Here is a 17,643-nt window from a genome sequence, read left to right as displayed (position 1 = left end):
ATTTACAACCGGCCATAACAAATCTTGACAGGCTTTAACTGGTTCCGGCGCGCTTGGACGAGCAGAGTGAATGAGCGGTTCGTATCGCCAGAGCGAACTCCACAACCTCCTCAAGCGGAAGTCGTCCCATGAACTCTTCCACGGCCATCTACCCCCCACCCGGCCCGTTCACACCGCAAGCGGATCCCCTAGCCACCAGCTTCGCCACGACCTATGCGGGCGTCGTCGCCTTCATTGCCGTGGTCGCCGAAGGCAGTTTCGCGCGGGCGGCCGACCGGCTGGGCATCGGCCGCTCTGCGGTGAGCCGCAACGTCCAGAAACTGGAGGACCAGCTGAACGTCCGGCTGCTGCGTCGGACCACGCGAAGCACGGCCCTCACTCGCGAGGGTGACCTGTTCTACGCAAGCTGCCACAGCGGGGTCGACCGCATCGTCCAGGCGGTCGAAGAGATGCGGGACCTTCGCAACGGGCCGCCGCGCGGCCATCTCCGGGTCAGCTCCGCGGCTGGCTTCGGCCGGATGGTGGTGGCACCACTCCTGCGCGAGTTCCAAGTGGCCTATCCCGACGTGGCGGTCGAACTGTTGCTGGGCGACAGGCCAACCGACTTCACCGCTGATCGCGTGGACATCGCGTTCCGCAGCGGTTGCATGGAGGATGCCGAGATCATCGCCCGGCAGATCGTTCCCATGCAGATGGTGGTGTGCGCCTCGCCCGATTACCGGCAAGCACACGGGCTGCCAGTCACGGTGGACGACTTGGGCCAACACGAATGCATCAATTTGCGCACCGGTTCGGGCCGCATCTGCGAATGGGAGTTCAAGGTGGACGGCCGACCCCGCAAGTTCCTGCCCCAGGCCCGGCTCACCTACAACGATCCCGAATTGGTTCTGCAGGCCGTGCTCGGTGGCCAAGGCATCGCCCAGATGGCGGGTTACCTGGTCTGCCAGGCGTTGCGATCCGGCGAACTATTGCCCTGTCTGATGCAGCATGCGCCGGACGACCGCGGCCACTACATCTGCTACCAGAGCCGGCAGCACATGCCGTCGCGGATGCGCGTGTTCATCGACTTCATGACAGCCCGCATCCGCGCGTCCTACCTCGAGTGCGTGCCGGATTTCGGCATTCACTCGTAAAGATGCGGCACGTCCGATCTCTTGCCGAATCGCACGTCCAGAACGCCCGCACCATGCCGAACATCCTGCTGCAGATCACGATAGAGAAGGCTGCCCATTCTCGGTGAGCGGGCCTGAGGCCGATGGTACGGCTCGATGCCCAGAGGAGCTCCGGTCCCCGATGCAGTACGTCAGCAATATTGCCTTCTGGCTCGACGTCTGAGCTCGTCGACGCGCCTACGACAATGCCGACGGCATTGATGCCATGGATGAAGCGCAGCCGTTCCCGTCGCGAACCTTCTGTGCCAGGCACCTGCCGCCCAAAATCGCAAACCATAAAGCAACGCATCACGAGGGAGACATGAACATCATCGTTATCGGCGGCAGCGGCTTGGTCGGGCGGAACATTGTCGAACGGCTGTGCGCTCAAGGCCACGAGGTATCGGCCGCATCCCGCGCGACCGGCGTCGATTTGATAAGCGGGCGGGGATTGATGGAAAGCCTGATCGGCGCCGATGTCGTGGTCGATGTCAGCAATTCGCCGACCTTCGACGACGTCGCCGCCTTCGACTTCTTCAAGACCGCCATCTTCAACCTGCTTTATGCGGAAAGGCATGCCGGCGTGAAGCACCACGTGTCGCTGTCGGTGGTCGGCACTGGACGGCTGGAGGACAGCCCCTACTTGCGCGGCAAGGCGTTGCAGGAGCGCCTGATCGCCGCGTCCGGTATCCCGTTCACCATCGTGCACGCCACCCAGTTCTTCGAGTTTCTGTTAGACATCATCACTTATGCCGGCAGCGGCCAGACCATTCATCTATCGCCGGCCTACATCGAGCCGGTTGCTTCGGACGATGTCGCCGCGACGATCGCACGGGTCGCTGCCGGGACGCCCGTCAACGGTTCGATCGAGATCGCCGGCCCGGAGCGCGCGCGCATGTCCGAGCTGATCCAGCGTTTCGTGATCGACATGGAAGCGCCTTACGAGGTGCGCACCGATGTCGGCGCGCCCTATTTCGGTGCCACGCTGGACGAGCTCGTGTTGCTTCCGCGCGAGGATGCCGAGCGCGGCGAGCGGGATTTCCAGGCCTGGCTCGAACAGTCGGAGTACGCGCGTGCCGACTGGTAACGCGGCACTGCCGCCGTGATGCGTGCCCGGCAACACGGCGAAGCCTGTCTGACGTGACCACGTCCGCGGGAGGAATGACATGCGGAACGCCTTAGCTTTTGCCTTTTTGCTGCTGCTGGCCGGCTGCCAGACGGCACCACGCCGCGCTGCGCCACCCTACATCGTCGGCCAGGCGGCACCCGAGGGGTTTGCATCCGAGGTGCGTCTGGTCACCACCGACTCGGCCAGCTTCGATGCGCAGGCGCCAGCCTTCTTCACCGGCCTCGGCGCCGCGGCAACCGACGGCACCATCGATATCCTCGCGTTGTCCGGTGGCGGCTCCGGCGGCGCCTATGGGGCAGGAGCTTTGGCCGGGTTGAGTCGCGCGCATGCGCGCCCGGATTTCGACATGGTGACCGGAGTAAGTGCCGGCGCCCTGCTTGCGCCCTTCGCCTTCCTCGGCCCCGACTGGGATGCGCGCATGCAGCAGGCGTTTACCGGCAAGCGCATCGCCAACCTTCTGCACTCGCCGGTACGCACCCTCCTGGCTCGGCTGTTGTCGCCACACGGCGCTGCGCGAGAAAATCCGCTGTTTGTGCTGGTCGACCATTTCGTCACGCCGCAGATGCTCGCCGCCACCGCTGTCGAAGCGGCAAAGGGGCGACGCCTGCTGGTGGCCACCACCGACCTGGACAAGCATGAAACCGTCTTGTGGAACATGGGCGTGATCGCCCGGCATGGCGGCGAGGCGGCGCGGCAGCTGTTCCGTGATGTGTTGATCGCCTCGGCCAGCGTACCGGGGGTATTTCCGCCGGTGCTGATCCACGTCACCGACGGCTGGCGCGACTATGACGAAATGCATGTCGATGGCGGCTTGACCACGTCGGTGTTCACGCTGCCGCTCATCGCCGGCATCCAGTCCTACGCCTTGTCGCCATTGCACGGTGCCCGCCTGTACATGATCGTCAACGGCCAGCTCGCGCACCCACCGCAGACGACGCCGTTCAATACCATCGATGTGCTCTCCAACAGCTTCGTCGCGGAAACGACCTACAAGACCCGGCGGGCCATCGTGGAAAATATCGCGAGCGCGAATCGGCTCGGCATGACATTCCGGATGACCGATATTCCGGTGGAGTATCCACAGGAGGGTTTCATCGACTTCGACCAGAAGCACATGCAGGCGCTGTTCAATTACGCGGACGATTGTGCCGCGCGGGGCCTGTTGTGGCTGACGCCGCAGCAATCCGTCCGGCGGAGCATGGCACCGGCACGTACGCCTGCTTCGGGCGGTTTGGCGTGCCCTCGCGAAATCGACCCTCCGTAACTCCCGGCCAGGCGGAGTCCAACACGTTCTCGCACGAGGATGGTTCCCGGCTGAAACGGCTTCATCCGATTGTTGTCCTGGCGGAAACACGATGGGCCATCGCACGGGTCTACCGGTCGCCTGCTCGCCGGCGCAGAATTTTCTCCGCTTCCCCCCATGGCAAACGAAGACGACGGGTGCCAGGTCGTCGAGGCGGCTGTAATGGGTCGTGCACTTTCCATCCGTTCGTGTACGGGACACACCCACGTTGGCGCGGCGTCCCCGCGGAGTACCAATCAGCCACACGACGATGCCATGGGCGGGAAGCCTCCATTCACCGTGCGTCGCACCCCCGCACGTTCGCTACATGGTGCTTCGATCCGTTTCGACCGCGCATCATGGCAACCAGAGATGACGCCAATGCGGCCGAGCCGAATCCTTCTGCAAACGACCATTCCGACCGTCGAGGACGATTGGCACATCGGCCGCTTCAGCCTGCTGCGCGACCATCTGGCCAACGTGCGTGACATCCATGGCAAGCCATTGTTCGAGATCACCGCGCGCGACCGCGAGCCACCCGATGCGGCGGACAGCGTGCTGTCGCGGATCGACACCTCATCATTCGATCAACTGTGGTTGTTCGCGGTAGATACCGGCGACGGCTTGACGGACGCAGATTGCGAAGCGATCACACGCTTTCGCCAGCGTGGCGGCGGACTGCTGGTGTTGCGCGATCACATGGATCTGGGCAGCTCGGTATGCACACTGGGCGGCGTCGGCCCGGCGCACTTTTTTCATTCGAAAAATCCGGATCCCGATCCTTCGCGGCGCAGGGTGGACGACACCGTCACGCGCGACATTTCGTGGCCCAATTACCATTCCGGCGCCAACGGCGATTTCCAATGCATAAAGATCGTGCCGCCGCTGCATCCGGTGCTGCGCGATCCGCAGTCACCGGACGGCGCGATCCGCTACCTGCCCTCGCACCCGCACGAAGGTGCGGTCGGCGCACCGCCGGGCGACGCGACGGCACGCGTAATCGCGACAGGCCGCAGCCAGTCGACCGGACAGCTCTTCAACCTCGTCGTGGCGTTCGAACCCTCTGCCGACTGGGGGCCCGCGATCGCGGAATCGACCTTCCACCATTTCGCCGACTACAACTGGAACCCGTCGACGGGTTCGCCCGGCTTTGTCAGCGAGACACCCGGCGATGCGCTCGCGCGTTCACCCGAGGCGCAACGATCCATCCGTCGCTACGTTCGCAACTTGGCGTTCTGGCTGGGCGGGATACCGCTGGATATGCCTACGGCGTGACCGGGTCTGTCACGTACGTCGATTGATTTTCCGAACAGCCGCCTCACCCGGTTTCTGCTCACGCGAAGTCGCGCGGCGAGGTGACCGGAACCGCTTCGCCTCGGCTGGAACCCGCTTCAGTTTGTTCGCCGGTGGCAGAAGAGCCACGGCGGACCAAGCGATTCGCACGGCTCCCTTCGCAGCGCGCGATTGCAGGCCAGGAGGGCCTCCGATCAGCCGATGTACCAATCGTGCCCTGACAACCGAAGCACCGACACCATGAATCCGGTGGCGAAAAAAACATTGGTTCACAACATGGAACATGGTGAGTACAGCTCGCTTACTTCCGATGGGCTGCGGCCGTTCCTAAAGTCAGCTCCACGCGTGTACCTCCTCTCCTTTCGCTGACTTACGAACCAACACTTATGACCACACATCGCAGAAAGCATTATCTGACGGATACCTTGCAGCCACTCCCCTTCCGCACTGACGACCACGCCTACCCTGAAGCACTTGGCAGAGGAGCCATGGATGTCGACGAAAACGGCTCGCCAGTAACCCTGCCGGAGGCGGACTGGCTTGTCTGCTTCGTTCCCGGCCTGAGGCGACAATGGTGGCACCGTTTCGCCCACAAAGAGCACAAGCACGTCTTCGCAATACGCAAGCTCGACAACGATGCCTGGCTTCTCGTCGAGCCGTGGTGGACAAGGTTGATGGTCAACGTGTTGACGCACGATCAGGCAATTAAGTTTCTGCAATGGGGCGCCGACGGCGATGTACTCAAGGTCCGGGAAAGGATCCCAGGCCAGGGTTGCCAAATGCGTGGCTGGTCGAACTGCGCCGTACTGGTCGCGTTCCTGCTTGGGCGGTCCTATTGGACCTGGACGCCTCACGGACTTTATCGGCGCCTCAGGGCGGACAGAGGGGTTCAATCGGTCGATGCGGCATACATCTTCAGCGAATATTTCCGCTCCATGCGCGATGAATCTCTCCGCTCAACGCTGAAAACATCCTTCCTTCTCCAATAAGCTCAAGCCTGCCACAAGGGGCACACCTTTCGGGCGGTTTCGCATCGCACACTTCACGTCGAACTGCATCGCTGGCTACGATCTGTCGGGACGTTTGGCACGCGCCAGGCCTGCGCCGAACGTCTATCTCGCGCAGCGTGGCATGAAGTTCCACGTCCCGGGTCGCAAACATGCCGCCCGAACCGAAAATCCGGACGACGGCGATTAACTACTTCATCGTTCACTTGGAGAGAGGTCCAAGCGGAGACTATTTTGTTCAATCCGCAACCCTCTGGGCCTCGTAACTTCCAGCTCATGGCAGCGATCGAGGCCGCCGAGCCTCCTTATCCGTCAGCAGAATGAGCCCCATAGCTTGCGGAGGGCGCAGTGCAGAGGAAGCTGGCTTTGTTGTGGCTTGGCGTTCTGGTGGGCGGCTGCCAGACCGCGCCGCGTCGTGACGCGCCACCGGAAATGATCGGTCACGCCGCGCCGGTGGGGTTTCCAGCGAACATACGGTTGGTGACGACTGACCTGGGCAAATTCACAGAGCTCGCACCCACCTTTTTTCGTGGCATCAGTGCCGCTGCAACCGATGGCACCGTCGACATTCTCGCGCTGTCCGGCGGCGGTTCCGGTGGCGCCTACGGCGCAGGGGTGCTGGCCGGCCTCAGCCGGGCGCGGACGCGTCCGCAGTTCGAGATGGTGACGGGTGTGAGTGCCGGCGCCTTGCTGACTCCCTTCGCGTTTCTCGGTCCGGACTGGGACGCACGCATGCAACAGGCATTCACCGGTCAACGCAGTGCGAAGCTGCTGCGCTCACCCATGCGCACCATTCTGGCCCGGCTGCTGTTTCCGCGCAGCCTGCCCCATCGCAATCCGCTGTTCGCGCTGGTCGATCACTTCGTCACGCCGCAGATGCTTGCCGCCGTGGCAGATGAAGCCGCCAAGGGGCGTCGTTTGATCGTGGCCACCACCGACCTGGACAAACGCGAAACCGTGCTGTGGAACTTGGGCGAGATTGCCTTGCGTGGAGGGCCAAGTGCACGCCGATTGTTCCGCGATGTGCTGGTCGCCTCGGCCAGTGTGCCGGGCGTATTTCCCCCCGTGTTGATACGCGTCAGCGACGGCCACCACGACTACGACGAGATGCATGTGGACGGCGGCGTGACCACCTCGGTGTTCACGTTGCCCCTTATCGCGGGCATCCAGTCTTACGAGCTGCCGCAACTGCGCGGCGCCCACCTGTATGTGATCGTCAATGGCCAGCTCGCGCGAACGCCGCAAACCACACCGTTCAACACCGTGGACATACTTTCAAACAGCTTCGCCGCGGAAATGACCTACAAGACCCGCGGCGCTATCGTGGAAAACATTGCCGCCGCAAAGCGACTGGGTATGAGTTTCCGCATGACAGAAATTCCGGCGGACTACTTGCAGGAAAGCTTCATCGACTTCGATCAGCGGCATATGCAGGCGTTGTTCGACTATGCCTTCGATTGCGCCTCGCGCGGCCTGGTCTGGCTGACGCCGGAGCAGTCGATCAAACGCAACATGAGTCCGCGTCGCGCGGCGGCATCGACCATGGCAACCATCGATGCATGTCCGGTGCAGGCTGCCACAGGGGCTCACTGACCCAGAAATGCCTCGCAAGCGATCGGCGGCCTGTATGACGCAGGTACCGGGTTGCCGTGGCAGTTTACCTGCGATCACGCCGCAGCCGCGCCGGCGTGATTCCGCTGTGCCGCCGGAACACGCGCGCAAAGTGCGACGGGTCGACGAAACCGGCGCGACGGCCGATCTCCGAAATGGTCAGGCGTGCCATCAGCGGCGACTCCAGCATGCGCGTGGCCAGCGCCACGCGCGCACTCATCAGCAAACCGCCGAAGGTCTGATCGCATGCGGCCAGTGTGCGATGCAGCGTGCGCACGGAGATGCCCACTGCCAACGCAACGTCCACCGCTCCCAGGGTCTGCTCGGTGGAGCGCTGCACGATGGCATCCTGCACCAGGTCGCGCAGCTGGCGTTGCCGCAGCACCGGTTGCAACGTTTCGCCGCTGAGCTGGTTGGCGCACAAGGCCAGCAAAGCGCCCACGTGATCGACGATAAGCTGGGTGGGCAATGCCCCGTGCTGCAGGTTTTCCGGCACGAGTTGCGCAATGAAGCTGGTCAGGGCACGCGCCCAGAGCGCATCGTTCGGCATGGGCTTCCCCACGAACGCCGCCGGATCGGGCAGCCACTGGCCCAGCCATGCTTCGGGCAGCACCAGGTGCACGTTGTCGAAGGCCTGCGCGAAGTTCAGGTAATGCCCGAGGCGGGAATCCAGCAGCACCGCATCGCCACAGCCCACGTGCACCCAGTCGCGATGGCGCAGGTTCCACCCTGATCGGCGGTTGACGATGAGATGGAATTGCCGCGACGTGCTGAGCGCCACGTGTTCCCCGCCACGCACGCAATCGTGTGCGGTGCTTACGCCGTGCACCAGGATGAGCGGGCCCAGCCGGGTGGCGGTGATCTCGCCGTCGAACGGATCGGTGACGGCGCGCGCCACCACCATCGGATCGAGCGCCGAACTGATCACGTCCGAATAGAACGCCAGCCGCTGCCCGGCCGCGATGTCCCGCGTGGACCAGCGCTGGATGTCCGCGATGGGTGGCGCGCTCATGGCAACACCATTGCGCGCAGCACGCGCGCCGCCGCGCGCAGCGGCCACGGGTGACGACGGCTGGATGCTCGGTTCACGCCAGGCTCCGCGCCGGCAGGCGGCAAGGACGACGTTGGCACTCTATGCCTGCGCCCTGCCCCCGGCAATACGCGCACGCGTTGCCGGGCAACGCCGCCGCTCAATGGCAGCGGTGGCGGAAGTCGCCGGGCGTCAGGCCGGTCAGTTGCACGAAGGTGCGGGAAAAATGGCTCTGGTCCGCAAAGCCCACCTCCAGCGAGATATCGGACAGCGCGCGGTCGGTATCCCTGATCAGGGCGATGGCGGCGGAGATCCGGCGGGTGATGAGGTAGTGATGCGCCGGCATGCCCATGCTTCGCTTGAACGCGCGGGAGAAGTGGCAGCAGGACACGCCCGCGAGCTGCGCAAGGGAAAGCAGGTCGGCGCCCGTGGCCAGATGATCCTCGATATGGCTACGCACTCTGCGCAATACGCCGGGAGCCAGCCCGCCACGCGTCGATTGCCGCAGGCCCGCCTCCTGCCCTTCCAACGCCAGCGGCCCCAGCGCGGCATGGCCGAGCCGGCGCACGGCGGCAAGCAGGTCATCGGTGGCGCAATCCATCGGCAGGCAGGCATCGACCTCCGGCTGCGCCTGTCCCGCCCCGGCCTGCAGCGGCTCGTTCGTGAGCAGGATCACGCGGGGCCGCGGCAGGCTGCCGCCCAAGCGCAGTGGCGGATGCGGCTCACTGCGCCGATCGGTGATCAATACATGGACGGCACCGTTGATGATGCCTTGCGCCGGCGGCGGTTCGTCGACCAGCGCCACGTCGCATCCGGGCACCTGCTGCAGCGTCGCCAGCAAGCCGGCCGCCAGCAACGGAGAGGAGTGCGTCACACGTACCGATACATGGCACAGCCACCGCCTCGCCGTACGATCGCGCCGCTTGGGCGCCGTGCGGTTTTCGAAAGCGCCGCCCACGGCGCCGTCCACCATGCCGTCATTCGCGGCGATCGCTGCACTGGTCATCGGGATGCCCTCGTGAAAGCTGTCCGAGCCAATGATCACTCCCGCCAAAAGCCGCAAATCGCCTCTTCGTGCCACCGTGGGAAGAAAGCCTGGACGCTGCGCGCCAGCGCGATGACCGTGGCGTGGCCACCGCAAAATTTCACCAGCGGGGGCAAATTCGTACAAGGCGCCCCATGGGTGCCTTGGCAGGCTGGCGTCCGGTTGGGTAACGGAAGCGGTCATGTCGATCTCCCGCGCGGCAGGGCGCATCGCGGCGATGGAAAAAAATCGGCTGCCGCGAGTGGTCCTCGTCCACGACGCGTGGTTCGACGGCTCGTCGTGGAACGAAGCGATGTCGCGCCTGCAGGCCCACGGCCTGGACGTGCTGGCAGTGAGCAACCCGCTGCAATCGCTGGCCGGTGACGTGGCGGTAGTGCGGCGAGTGCTGGACGCGATATCGGGTCCCGTCATCCTGGTGGGCCATGGCTGGGGCGGCACCGTGATCACCCAGGCCGCCACCACCGGCAACGTGGCTGCGCTGGTCTACGTGGCCGGGCTCGCACCGGATCAGGGCGAGTCGGTGCGCTCGCTGCGGGCCTGCGACCCGGAGCTTGAGCAGCTGCCGCGCACCCGTTCCGACGAAGCCGGCTACATCCACTTCGAGCGCACCGGCTTTTCGTATTACCTGGCTCACGACCTCCCGCTCATCCAGGCCAATGTGCTGGCGGCGGTGGATGCGCCCATCCACTGCGATGCGCTGGAAGAAGTCATCGATCAGCCGGCGTGGCGTGGGCTGCCGGCGTGGTACGTGGTGACGACGCAGGACCGGATCGTGCTTCCCGCCAGCCAGCATCGGATGGCCACCCGCATGCGCGCGCAGGTGCGGGAAATCGGCGCCAGCCATGTGCCGTTCCTCTCGCGTCCGCGGGAATTCATCGAAGTGATTCTCGAGGCCGTCGCCCGAGCCTGTTAGCTGTCGCCGGATCAAGAGCGACCCCACCCCAACCCTCCCCTGCAAGCAGGGGAGGGAGCACGGCGGTTCTGCTCCTCCCCTGCTTGCAGGGGAGGCAGCATCGCGGGCGCCAGAAAGCGGCTGCGCGATCGTGCAAACAGCGGCAGGAAGCATCAAGCCCCTGGTGATTTCGCGGCCTACGCTGCAGTCATGTTCGCGGCGCGTTCGTGCCGCGCCTGGTGCTCCCTTCCAGCCCGACAGGACGCAGTCATGGATACCGCCGTCACACCCGACAGTTCGAAGCGCTACGCCTTCGATGCCCAGTTCATCGCCGGCCACTGGCGCAATGGCCATGCGCGCACCCGTCTGGATGTGCTCAACCCGTACAGCGGCGAAGTGATCGCCTGCTTCGGCAAGGCCGATGGTTTCGACGTGGATGAGGCGTTTCGCGGTGCCGCCGAGGCGCAGACCGCCTGGGCACAAGCACTGCCCTCCCAGCGCGCGGCCGTCCTGCGCAAGGCGGCCGCGGTGATGGAGCAGCGGCACGAGGAGATCGTCGACTGGCTGATCCGCGAATCGGGAAGTACCCGCGCCAAGGCCGAGATCGAGTGGTGGGTGGTGCACGCGGCGATGCTGGAATCGTCCACCCTGCCCACGCGCCTCGAAGGCCGCATCGTCGCCGGCGATTACCCCGGCAAGGAAAACCGCATCTACCGGCGGCCGGTCGGCGTGGTGGCGGTGATCAGCCCGTGGAACTGGCCGCTGCACCTGAGCACGCGATCCATCCTGCCCGCGCTGGCGCTGGGCAACGCGGTGGTGGTGAAGCCGGCGGCCGAAACGCCGGTGACCGGCGGCTTGCTGATCGCCCGCATCCTGGAAGAAGCCGGACTGCCACCGGGACTGTTCAGCGTGATCGTGGGCGACCCGGCCGAGATCGGCGACGCGTTCGTGCAGCATCCCGCGTCGCGCGTGGTGTCGTTCACCGGATCGACCAAGGTGGGGCGGCATATCGGGCAGATGGCGGTGACCGCGTCGAACCTGAAGAAGGCGATGCTGGAGCTGGGTGGCAACGCACCGCTGGTGGTACTGGACGACGCCGACCTCGAGCAGGCCGTGCACACCGCCATCGTGGCGAAGTTCCTGCACCAGGGGCAGATGTGCATCGCCGCCAACCGCATCATCGTGCTGGACAAGCTGCACGATGCGTTCGTCGAGGCGTACATCGCCTACGCTGGTTCGCTGAAGGTCGGCGACCCGAACCAGGTCGACACGGTGATCGGCCCGATCATCAGCCAGCGCCAGCTCGACCGCGTCACCGGCATGATCACGCAGGCGCGCAGCGACGGCGCGCGGTTGCGACTGGGCCGGCCAGCGGAGCAATTGATGCTCAGCCCGCACGTGTTCACCGGCGTCACCCAGAGCATGGCGCTGGCACAGAACGAAATCTTCGGGCCGGTCGCCCCGGTGCTGCGCGCCGCGGACGAGGCCGACGCACTGCGGATGGCCAACGACACCGACTACGGCCTCACCAGCGCGGTGCTGACCGGCAACACCTATCGCGGCGAACAGTTCGCGCGGCAGATCCGCACGGGCATGAGTCACGTCAACGACGTCACGGCGATCGACATGCCTGCGCTGCCTTTCGGCGGCGACAGGAATTCGGGCATCGGCCGGTTCGGCAGCAAGGGCATGATCGATGCCTTCACCTCCGAGCACTGGGTATCGGTGCAGCACACCCCCTCCCAGTATCCGTTCTGACCCTCATGACTAATTTCCGATACACACTCATCTGCACCGCTGCGCTGACGTCGTGCTTCGCCGTGCGTGCCGTCCACGCCGACGAAGCCGGCAGCTGGTTCATTCGCGGCGGCCTGGCCTATGCAGACTTCCACGCCAGCGGCACGGTGGCCATCAACGGCCAACAGGTGCCCGGCGCCAACGCCACGGTCAGGCACAACACGGGCTTCGCCTTCGAAACCGGATACTTCCTAACGCCCGACTGGTCCGTTGCGCTTACCTTGGGCGCACCGCCCACGGCGAAGATCTACGGTGCGGGCACGTTGAGAAGCGCCGGCGAACTGGCCGAAGCCACCTATGGGCCGGCGGTGCTTGCGCTGCAGTATCACCCTCCCCTGCACGGCCGCTTTCGGCCGTATGTGGGCCTGGGCGTCAACTACACCTTGATCACGCAAACCCGCGACGCCGCGATCAAGCACGTGCATGTCGACAACGGCACCGGCGTGGCGCTGCAGGCGGGTGTCGAATATCGCCTCACGCCGCGCTTTGCACTGTTTGTCGATGCCAAGAAGATCTGGGTGAGCGTGGATGCGCGCGGCCTGGCGGCGACGCCGGCGGGCGACATGCCAGCCACGTCGCACCTGACGCTGAATCCGGTGATATGGAACATGGGCGTGTCGTACCACTTTTGAACCAGCGGGGTTTGCCATGAAGATCGAACGGCACGGGTCGGCGCTGTGGTACGGCGGCTTTCCCCAGGGGCGCGGCAGCCTCTCCACCGAGAGCGGTGCGCTCGACGACCACTACTACAACGTGGCCAGCCGCTTCGACCGCCATGTCGGCAGCAACCCCGAAGAGTTGCTCGCCGCTGCCCATGCGGGCTGCTTCAACATGGTGCTGGCGATGGTGCTGGCCGAAGCGCACCTCACCGCGACCGAGCTGCAGACATCGGCCACCGTGGTGCTGGAACAGCAATTTTCCGGTTTCGTTATTGCCTCGGTCCACCTGAGCGTGCGCGCCGTGGTGCCCGATGCCGATCCGCTGGTTTTCCGCAGGCTGGCTGCGCTGGCGCGGGCCAAGTGCCCGCTGTCGCGCCTGTTCAACGCCATGGTCACGATCGAAACGGAGTTGTCGGGCGATTGGGGTGCTCTGCGGCAGCCCGTTGTCGCAAGGTCCTGATCGAGAATTGGGCCAGGTTCCTCTCGGCATGTCGTGGTTCAAGGCCCAGCGTAAGCAATGCGCGTTCTGCTGCGCTGGCATATCAGGCCAACGCAGCACGGGGTCTTTCGTTGCCGTGGAGCATCAGCGGCAAGGTCCGGGGCATCGCGACTGAAGTCGCTCCCACAGGGCCACCCTGCCGGCATGTCTAGGAGCGCACCCTGTGTCCGGGGGGAGTACCGGGAGCTGGGGGAGAGCTCGCGCACAGGGTGCGCTCCTACACATGCCGGCGATCCAAACCTCATTCGTAACAGCGGCCTTAGGGCTTGTCGTACGTCACCAGCTTGGTATCGCCGCTGTCGGTGATGAAGATCGCCAGCAGCGAGGCCGGCTGGGTCGCGCTGGCGTTGTCGCTGACCAGGTGATGCGCGCCGGGTGCTTCGGTCCAGCTTTCGCCGACGCGGTAGACCTTCGACTCACCACCCTCGAGCTGGCTGCGGATCGAACCACTGAGCACATACGCCACCACGAACGCCGAGCCGTGCCGATGCGGTATCGACTTGCCGCCCGGCTTGTAGGTCACTACTGCGGCGGTAATCGACTTGCCCGGAATGTTGGGAATGGCGTGCGCGAAGGCAGGCACGACGGTCTCGTGCTCGACCGGCCTGGGCGACGCTGCCGTCGCGGCACCGGCAGCAAGCAACGCCGCCAGCATGAAAGGTGAAATGAGCGGACGTGCGTGCATGCGCAGGCTCCTCGAAGAAGTGGATGATCCGTGGGCCATGCCCAGCGGCAAGGCTTGCCTCATATCCTCCCGCGCCGCGCGTCCCGCTTCTTTTGCAAACATGCCGCGGATTGTTCATTCACGGCATCGCGCGTCGCCGCTGCAGACGAAGGCGGGATCGGACAACGACCGCACAGAACATCCAAGCGTGCGCAGCGCCGTGTCGTCAGCATGACGACCGCACGGAATGGCAAGGCGCGATTCCGATTCGCCAAAACCGAGTGCCACGGCCCGAGCTGCACGGCAGGTCCGTTTCGTAACTCCCCACATCAACCGCTGGAGGACCGCCCGCATGATGATCGACGTTCTGGCGCTACTGATCGGCGTGATCGCCGGCCTGCGCGCGATGACCCCCGTCGCGGTGTTGAGCTGCGCCGCGCGCATGGGCTGGCTGCCGCTGCAAGGCACGCCGCTGGCCTTCATGGGCTACGCCATCACGCCAGGGCTCCTGGTTCTGGCGGCGCTGGGCGAACTGGTCAACGACAAATTGCCCAGGACGCCCAGCCGGATGATTCCGATGCAATTCGGCACCCGCCTGGTCACCGGCGCATGGGCTGGCGCCACGCTCACCGCCGCGCATGGGTCGCTCTGGTCCGGCCTGATCATCGGCGCCCTCGGTGCCGCGCTGGGCACGTGGGGCGGCCACCGCGCACGACGGGCGCTGGCGCTAGCCTTCCATAACGATTTTCTCGCGGCACTGCTCGAAGACGCCGTGGCGATCGCCGGCGCCGTGCTGATCGTGCTCGCTTCGGCTTGAGCGCTTCCCACTTCCCCACAGGTGCATCCCATGAAAACCTTGGCCGCCGTCGTCGAGTCCGTGAAGCAACCCTTCCAGCTGGAGCACATCGATCTGCCCGAACCGGGCGATGACGAGGTGCTGGTGCGCATCGTCGGCGTGGGCCTGTGCCACACCGATCTGGCCAGCAAGGACGGCCTGATCGACGCGCCCTTCCCCAACGTGTTCGGCCACGAGGGCGCCGGCATCGTGGAGAAGGTCGGCAGCCGCGTGAGCAAGGTCGCGCCCGGCGACCACGTGGTGCTCGCGCCCGCGTTCGACGGCACCTGCCCGCATTGCCTCCATGGCGAACCGATGTACTGCGACCAGTTCTTTGCGCTCAACTTTCAGGCCGACCCGGACGGCCCGCACGCCGAGCGCGAACACGGTGGCCGCGCACGCCTTGGCTATTTCGGTCAGTCCTCATTCGCGCACTACGCGGTGGTCAACCAGCGCAGCACCATCAAGGTGCGCAAGGACGTACCGCTCAAGCTGCTGGGCCCGCTGGGCTGCGGCATCCAGACCGGCGCGGGCACCGTCATGAACGGTATCCGGCCCAAGGCAGGCTCCACGATGGCGGTGATCGGCATGGGTCCGGTCGGATTGGCTGCGATCATGGCCGCGCAGGTCTGCGGCTGCACCACACTGATCGCGATCGACCAGGTCGATGCCCGACTCGACACCGCGCGCGAACTTGGCGCCACGCACGTCATCAACACCCGCCAGGCGGGCAACCTGGGCGAGGCGATCCGCGCGATCGCACCGCGCGGCGTGGACGCCATCGTCGACGCCGCCGGGGTGAATGCGCTGATCGGCGCGGCCATCGGCGGGCTGGCGATACTCGGCCACGTCGCGCTGGTGGCGGTGCCGTCGGCAGCGGGCAAGCCGCTGGAGCTGCCGTGGCTGACCTTCCTGCTGGCCGGCCAATCCGTGCAGGGCTACATCGAAGGCAACGCCATCTCCGAGGTCTTCATTCCGCAGCTGATCGACCTGTACCGGCAAGGCCGCTTCCCGTTCGATCGGCTGATCAGCTTCTACCCGTTCCACGACATCGAGCAGGCCGTGGCCGACCAGCACGCGGGCAAGATCATCAAGGCCGTGCTGGAGATGGAGGCCTGAACCCGTGTGCGCTGCCACCAGCCCCGCCGACACTTTGACGCCGCAACAGGTCGGTCACCTGCGGCACGTCGAGAACCTTTCGCTGCAGCCAGCCAACGACTGGTCGCTGATGAAAGGCATCGGCACGGGGCAGGACGACTTTGGCGCCTACCGTTTCCAGCTGGCGTACATGGCGTATGCGCTGGCGATCACCCATGTGCATCGCCTGCCCGCGGCGCCAGGTGTGTTCAAGCCGATCTTCGAGCGGCTGATCGCGAAACTGCTGCTGCCCGAAAGCTGGCTGTACTGGCGCGATGTCAGCCGCGGCGGCAGCATCTTCAACGCGCACCTGAGCGATCAGTACCGCGAAGAGTGGAACCCGGTGCTGCGCGACAACATCATGTACAGCGCGTACGTGCAGTCGTTGACCCTGCTGTACAACGTGCTGTTCGACGATGACCGCTACGCGCAACCCGGCGCCATCACCTTCGAACACTGGTCGTACTTCTGGGGCGGCGACGGGCACCGTTTCGCGTACGACCAGAACACGCTCAACGAACACCTGTACTGGAAGATGGTCGAAAGCGGCTACCTCGGCGTGGCCTGCGAACCGAACTGCATCTTCCAGATCTGCAACCAGCCGGCGATCCTCGGCTTCCGCATGCACGACCTGCTCACCGGCGGCGACCGCGCCAGCGAAGTCACCCGCGGCTACGAGCAGGCGTGGCAACAATTCGGCCGCATCGGCGACAACGGCCACTATCACGTGATGCTGGCCGAAGACACCCACGCGGTTCGCCCCAACGTGATGCAGGCGCCGTGGGTGGACGCGTGGTGCGGCGCGCTGATGAACATGTGGAATGGCGATTTCGTGCGCGCGCATTACCCGCAACAACTCGCCGACCTCGTGCTGCACCAGCCCGATGGCACGCTGTCGGTCAGGTCCGCGCCGCGTCCGCCGGTGCAGGGCCACGTCGTGCTCAACGACGATTCCGACTTCGGCTGGGTCGCCGCCTGGGCCTCGGAAATGGGCGATGAGGAAACCCTGCGCGGATTGCTGCTGCACGCCGACCGCCGCATGGCGCCGCGGTGGCGCGATGGCGGCCTGTACTATCCGCGCAACGACCAGGCCGAGGATGCCGACGGCTACCGCACGCTGGTCGAACCGATGACCGGCAACGTGCTGCTGGCGTATGCGCGGCTCAATGTACGCGACGGCCTGCGCGGCGTGTACGAGGCGCCGTGGGGCGAAGACCATTTCGACGAGCCGGCCATCGTGGCAGTCGGCAGCGGCTTGGATGTGTTGCAGGCCCGCTTCGATCGCGCTACGCAATCGCTGCGGTTCACCGTGCAAACGCGTTCGGATCGGCCGTCGTCCGAGGCATGGGTCGCCCTCGGCCGCATCGCTGGGCGGGGCGGCTGGCGCCTGCTGCTGGATGACGTGCCGGTCGCCAGTGGCGACACATCCACGCTCACCTGCAGCGGCCCGGTCTCGCTGCAGCCGATCGATCGTGGACTTGAGCTGCACTGGTCAGGTCGGCGGGTGCAAACCATGCGGATGATTTTCGAGCACGACGCCACCGCAGCGCACACCCATGAGATTGCTGGCCGCGTGAAAGTCACTGGATCCCCGCTTTCGCGGGGATGACGA

The 17,643-nt window shown here is 65.3% G+C and carries 16 protein-coding genes; 13 read left to right on the top strand and 3 right to left on the bottom strand.

Features of this window, described 5'->3' with window-relative positions; all coding sequences use genetic code 11:
- The first annotated feature begins 128 nt into the window (after window positions 1-128).
- The 6 genes from UU9_RS05825 (at window position 129) to UU9_RS05800 (ending at window position 7,455) form a co-directional block, all read left to right on the top strand.
- Window positions 129-1,133, top strand: coding sequence for a LysR family transcriptional regulator (locus UU9_RS05825; RefSeq protein ID WP_007080800.1), 1,005 nt, complete (start codon window positions 129-131; stop codon window positions 1,131-1,133).
- A gap of 340 nt (window positions 1,134-1,473) precedes the next feature.
- Window positions 1,474-2,238, top strand: a complete 765-nt coding sequence (locus UU9_RS05820) for an SDR family oxidoreductase (RefSeq protein ID WP_007080799.1) — start codon at window positions 1,474-1,476, stop codon at window positions 2,236-2,238.
- A gap of 79 nt (window positions 2,239-2,317) precedes the next feature.
- A complete protein-coding gene (locus UU9_RS05815) occupies window positions 2,318-3,544 on the top strand; it encodes a patatin-like phospholipase family protein (protein ID WP_007080798.1) in 1,227 nt (408 codons plus the stop codon).
- A 156-nt stretch (window positions 3,545-3,700) separates the two neighbouring features.
- Window positions 3,701-4,837: a hypothetical protein gene (locus tag UU9_RS05810; protein WP_202799803.1), complete on the top strand. Its 1,137-nt coding sequence runs from the start codon at window positions 3,701-3,703 to the stop codon at window positions 4,835-4,837.
- Window positions 4,838-5,343: 506 nt separating this feature from the next.
- Window positions 5,344-5,844: a hypothetical protein gene (locus tag UU9_RS05805; RefSeq protein ID WP_007080796.1), complete on the top strand. Its 501-nt coding sequence runs from the start codon at window positions 5,344-5,346 to the stop codon at window positions 5,842-5,844.
- A 450-nt stretch (window positions 5,845-6,294) separates the two neighbouring features.
- Window positions 6,295-7,455 carry a patatin-like phospholipase family protein gene (locus UU9_RS05800; RefSeq protein ID WP_083838939.1) on the top strand — a complete coding sequence of 387 codons (1,161 nt, stop codon included), beginning with the start codon at window positions 6,295-6,297 and terminating at the stop codon, window positions 7,453-7,455.
- A gap of 64 nt (window positions 7,456-7,519) precedes the next feature.
- Here UU9_RS05800 and UU9_RS05795 read toward each other — a convergent pair whose 3' ends face one another.
- A complete protein-coding gene (locus UU9_RS05795) occupies window positions 7,520-8,485 on the bottom strand; it encodes a helix-turn-helix transcriptional regulator (RefSeq protein ID WP_007080794.1) in 966 nt (321 codons plus the stop codon).
- Between the two features lie 178 nt (window positions 8,486-8,663).
- Complete coding sequence (locus UU9_RS05790; RefSeq protein WP_237710228.1) at window positions 8,664-9,509, bottom strand: helix-turn-helix domain-containing protein; 846 nt, start codon at window positions 9,507-9,509, stop codon at window positions 8,664-8,666.
- Between the two features lie 220 nt (window positions 9,510-9,729).
- Here UU9_RS05790 and UU9_RS05785 point away from each other — a divergent pair, with 220 nt between their 5' ends.
- From UU9_RS05785 to UU9_RS05770, 4 genes are all read left to right on the top strand, one after another.
- Window positions 9,730-10,461 carry an alpha/beta fold hydrolase gene (locus UU9_RS05785; protein WP_007080792.1) on the top strand — a complete coding sequence of 244 codons (732 nt, stop codon included), beginning with the start codon at window positions 9,730-9,732 and terminating at the stop codon, window positions 10,459-10,461.
- A gap of 249 nt (window positions 10,462-10,710) precedes the next feature.
- Window positions 10,711-12,198: an aldehyde dehydrogenase family protein gene (locus tag UU9_RS05780; protein ID WP_007080791.1), complete on the top strand. Its 1,488-nt coding sequence runs from the start codon at window positions 10,711-10,713 to the stop codon at window positions 12,196-12,198.
- Between the two features lie 5 nt (window positions 12,199-12,203).
- A complete protein-coding gene (locus UU9_RS05775) occupies window positions 12,204-12,869 on the top strand; it encodes an OmpW/AlkL family protein (RefSeq protein ID WP_083838924.1) in 666 nt (221 codons plus the stop codon).
- 16 nt (window positions 12,870-12,885) lie between these two features.
- The gene (locus tag UU9_RS05770) at window positions 12,886-13,356 is read left to right on the top strand and encodes an OsmC family peroxiredoxin (RefSeq protein ID WP_007080789.1); all 471 of its coding nucleotides are present in this window, start codon (window positions 12,886-12,888) and stop codon (window positions 13,354-13,356) included.
- Between the two features lie 298 nt (window positions 13,357-13,654).
- Here UU9_RS05770 and UU9_RS05765 read toward each other — a convergent pair whose 3' ends face one another.
- Window positions 13,655-14,080 (bottom strand): cupin domain-containing protein, encoded by a 426-nt coding sequence (locus tag UU9_RS05765; RefSeq protein ID WP_007080788.1) that lies wholly within the window; start codon window positions 14,078-14,080, stop codon window positions 13,655-13,657.
- Between the two features lie 331 nt (window positions 14,081-14,411).
- Between UU9_RS05765 and UU9_RS05760 the strand changes: the two genes are divergently transcribed.
- Genes UU9_RS05760 through UU9_RS05750 form a run of 3 tightly spaced genes read left to right on the top strand, consistent with a single transcriptional unit; the run spans window position 14,412 to window position 17,640 of the window.
- Window positions 14,412-14,876 carry a DUF4126 family protein gene (locus tag UU9_RS05760; protein ID WP_007080787.1) on the top strand — a complete coding sequence of 155 codons (465 nt, stop codon included), beginning with the start codon at window positions 14,412-14,414 and terminating at the stop codon, window positions 14,874-14,876.
- Window positions 14,877-14,906: 30 nt separating this feature from the next.
- Window positions 14,907-16,013, top strand: coding sequence for an NAD(P)-dependent alcohol dehydrogenase (locus tag UU9_RS05755; protein WP_007080786.1), 1,107 nt, complete (start codon window positions 14,907-14,909; stop codon window positions 16,011-16,013).
- 4 nt (window positions 16,014-16,017) lie between these two features.
- Window positions 16,018-17,640 carry a linalool dehydratase/isomerase domain-containing protein gene (locus UU9_RS05750; protein WP_007080785.1) on the top strand — a complete coding sequence of 541 codons (1,623 nt, stop codon included), beginning with the start codon at window positions 16,018-16,020 and terminating at the stop codon, window positions 17,638-17,640.
- Window positions 17,641-17,643 lie beyond the last annotated feature (3 nt).

Source organism: Rhodanobacter fulvus Jip2 (genome assembly GCF_000264315.1).
GTDB lineage: Bacteria > Pseudomonadota > Gammaproteobacteria > Xanthomonadales > Rhodanobacteraceae > Rhodanobacter > Rhodanobacter fulvus.
This window is presented reverse-complemented; position numbering and strand designations above follow the sequence as displayed.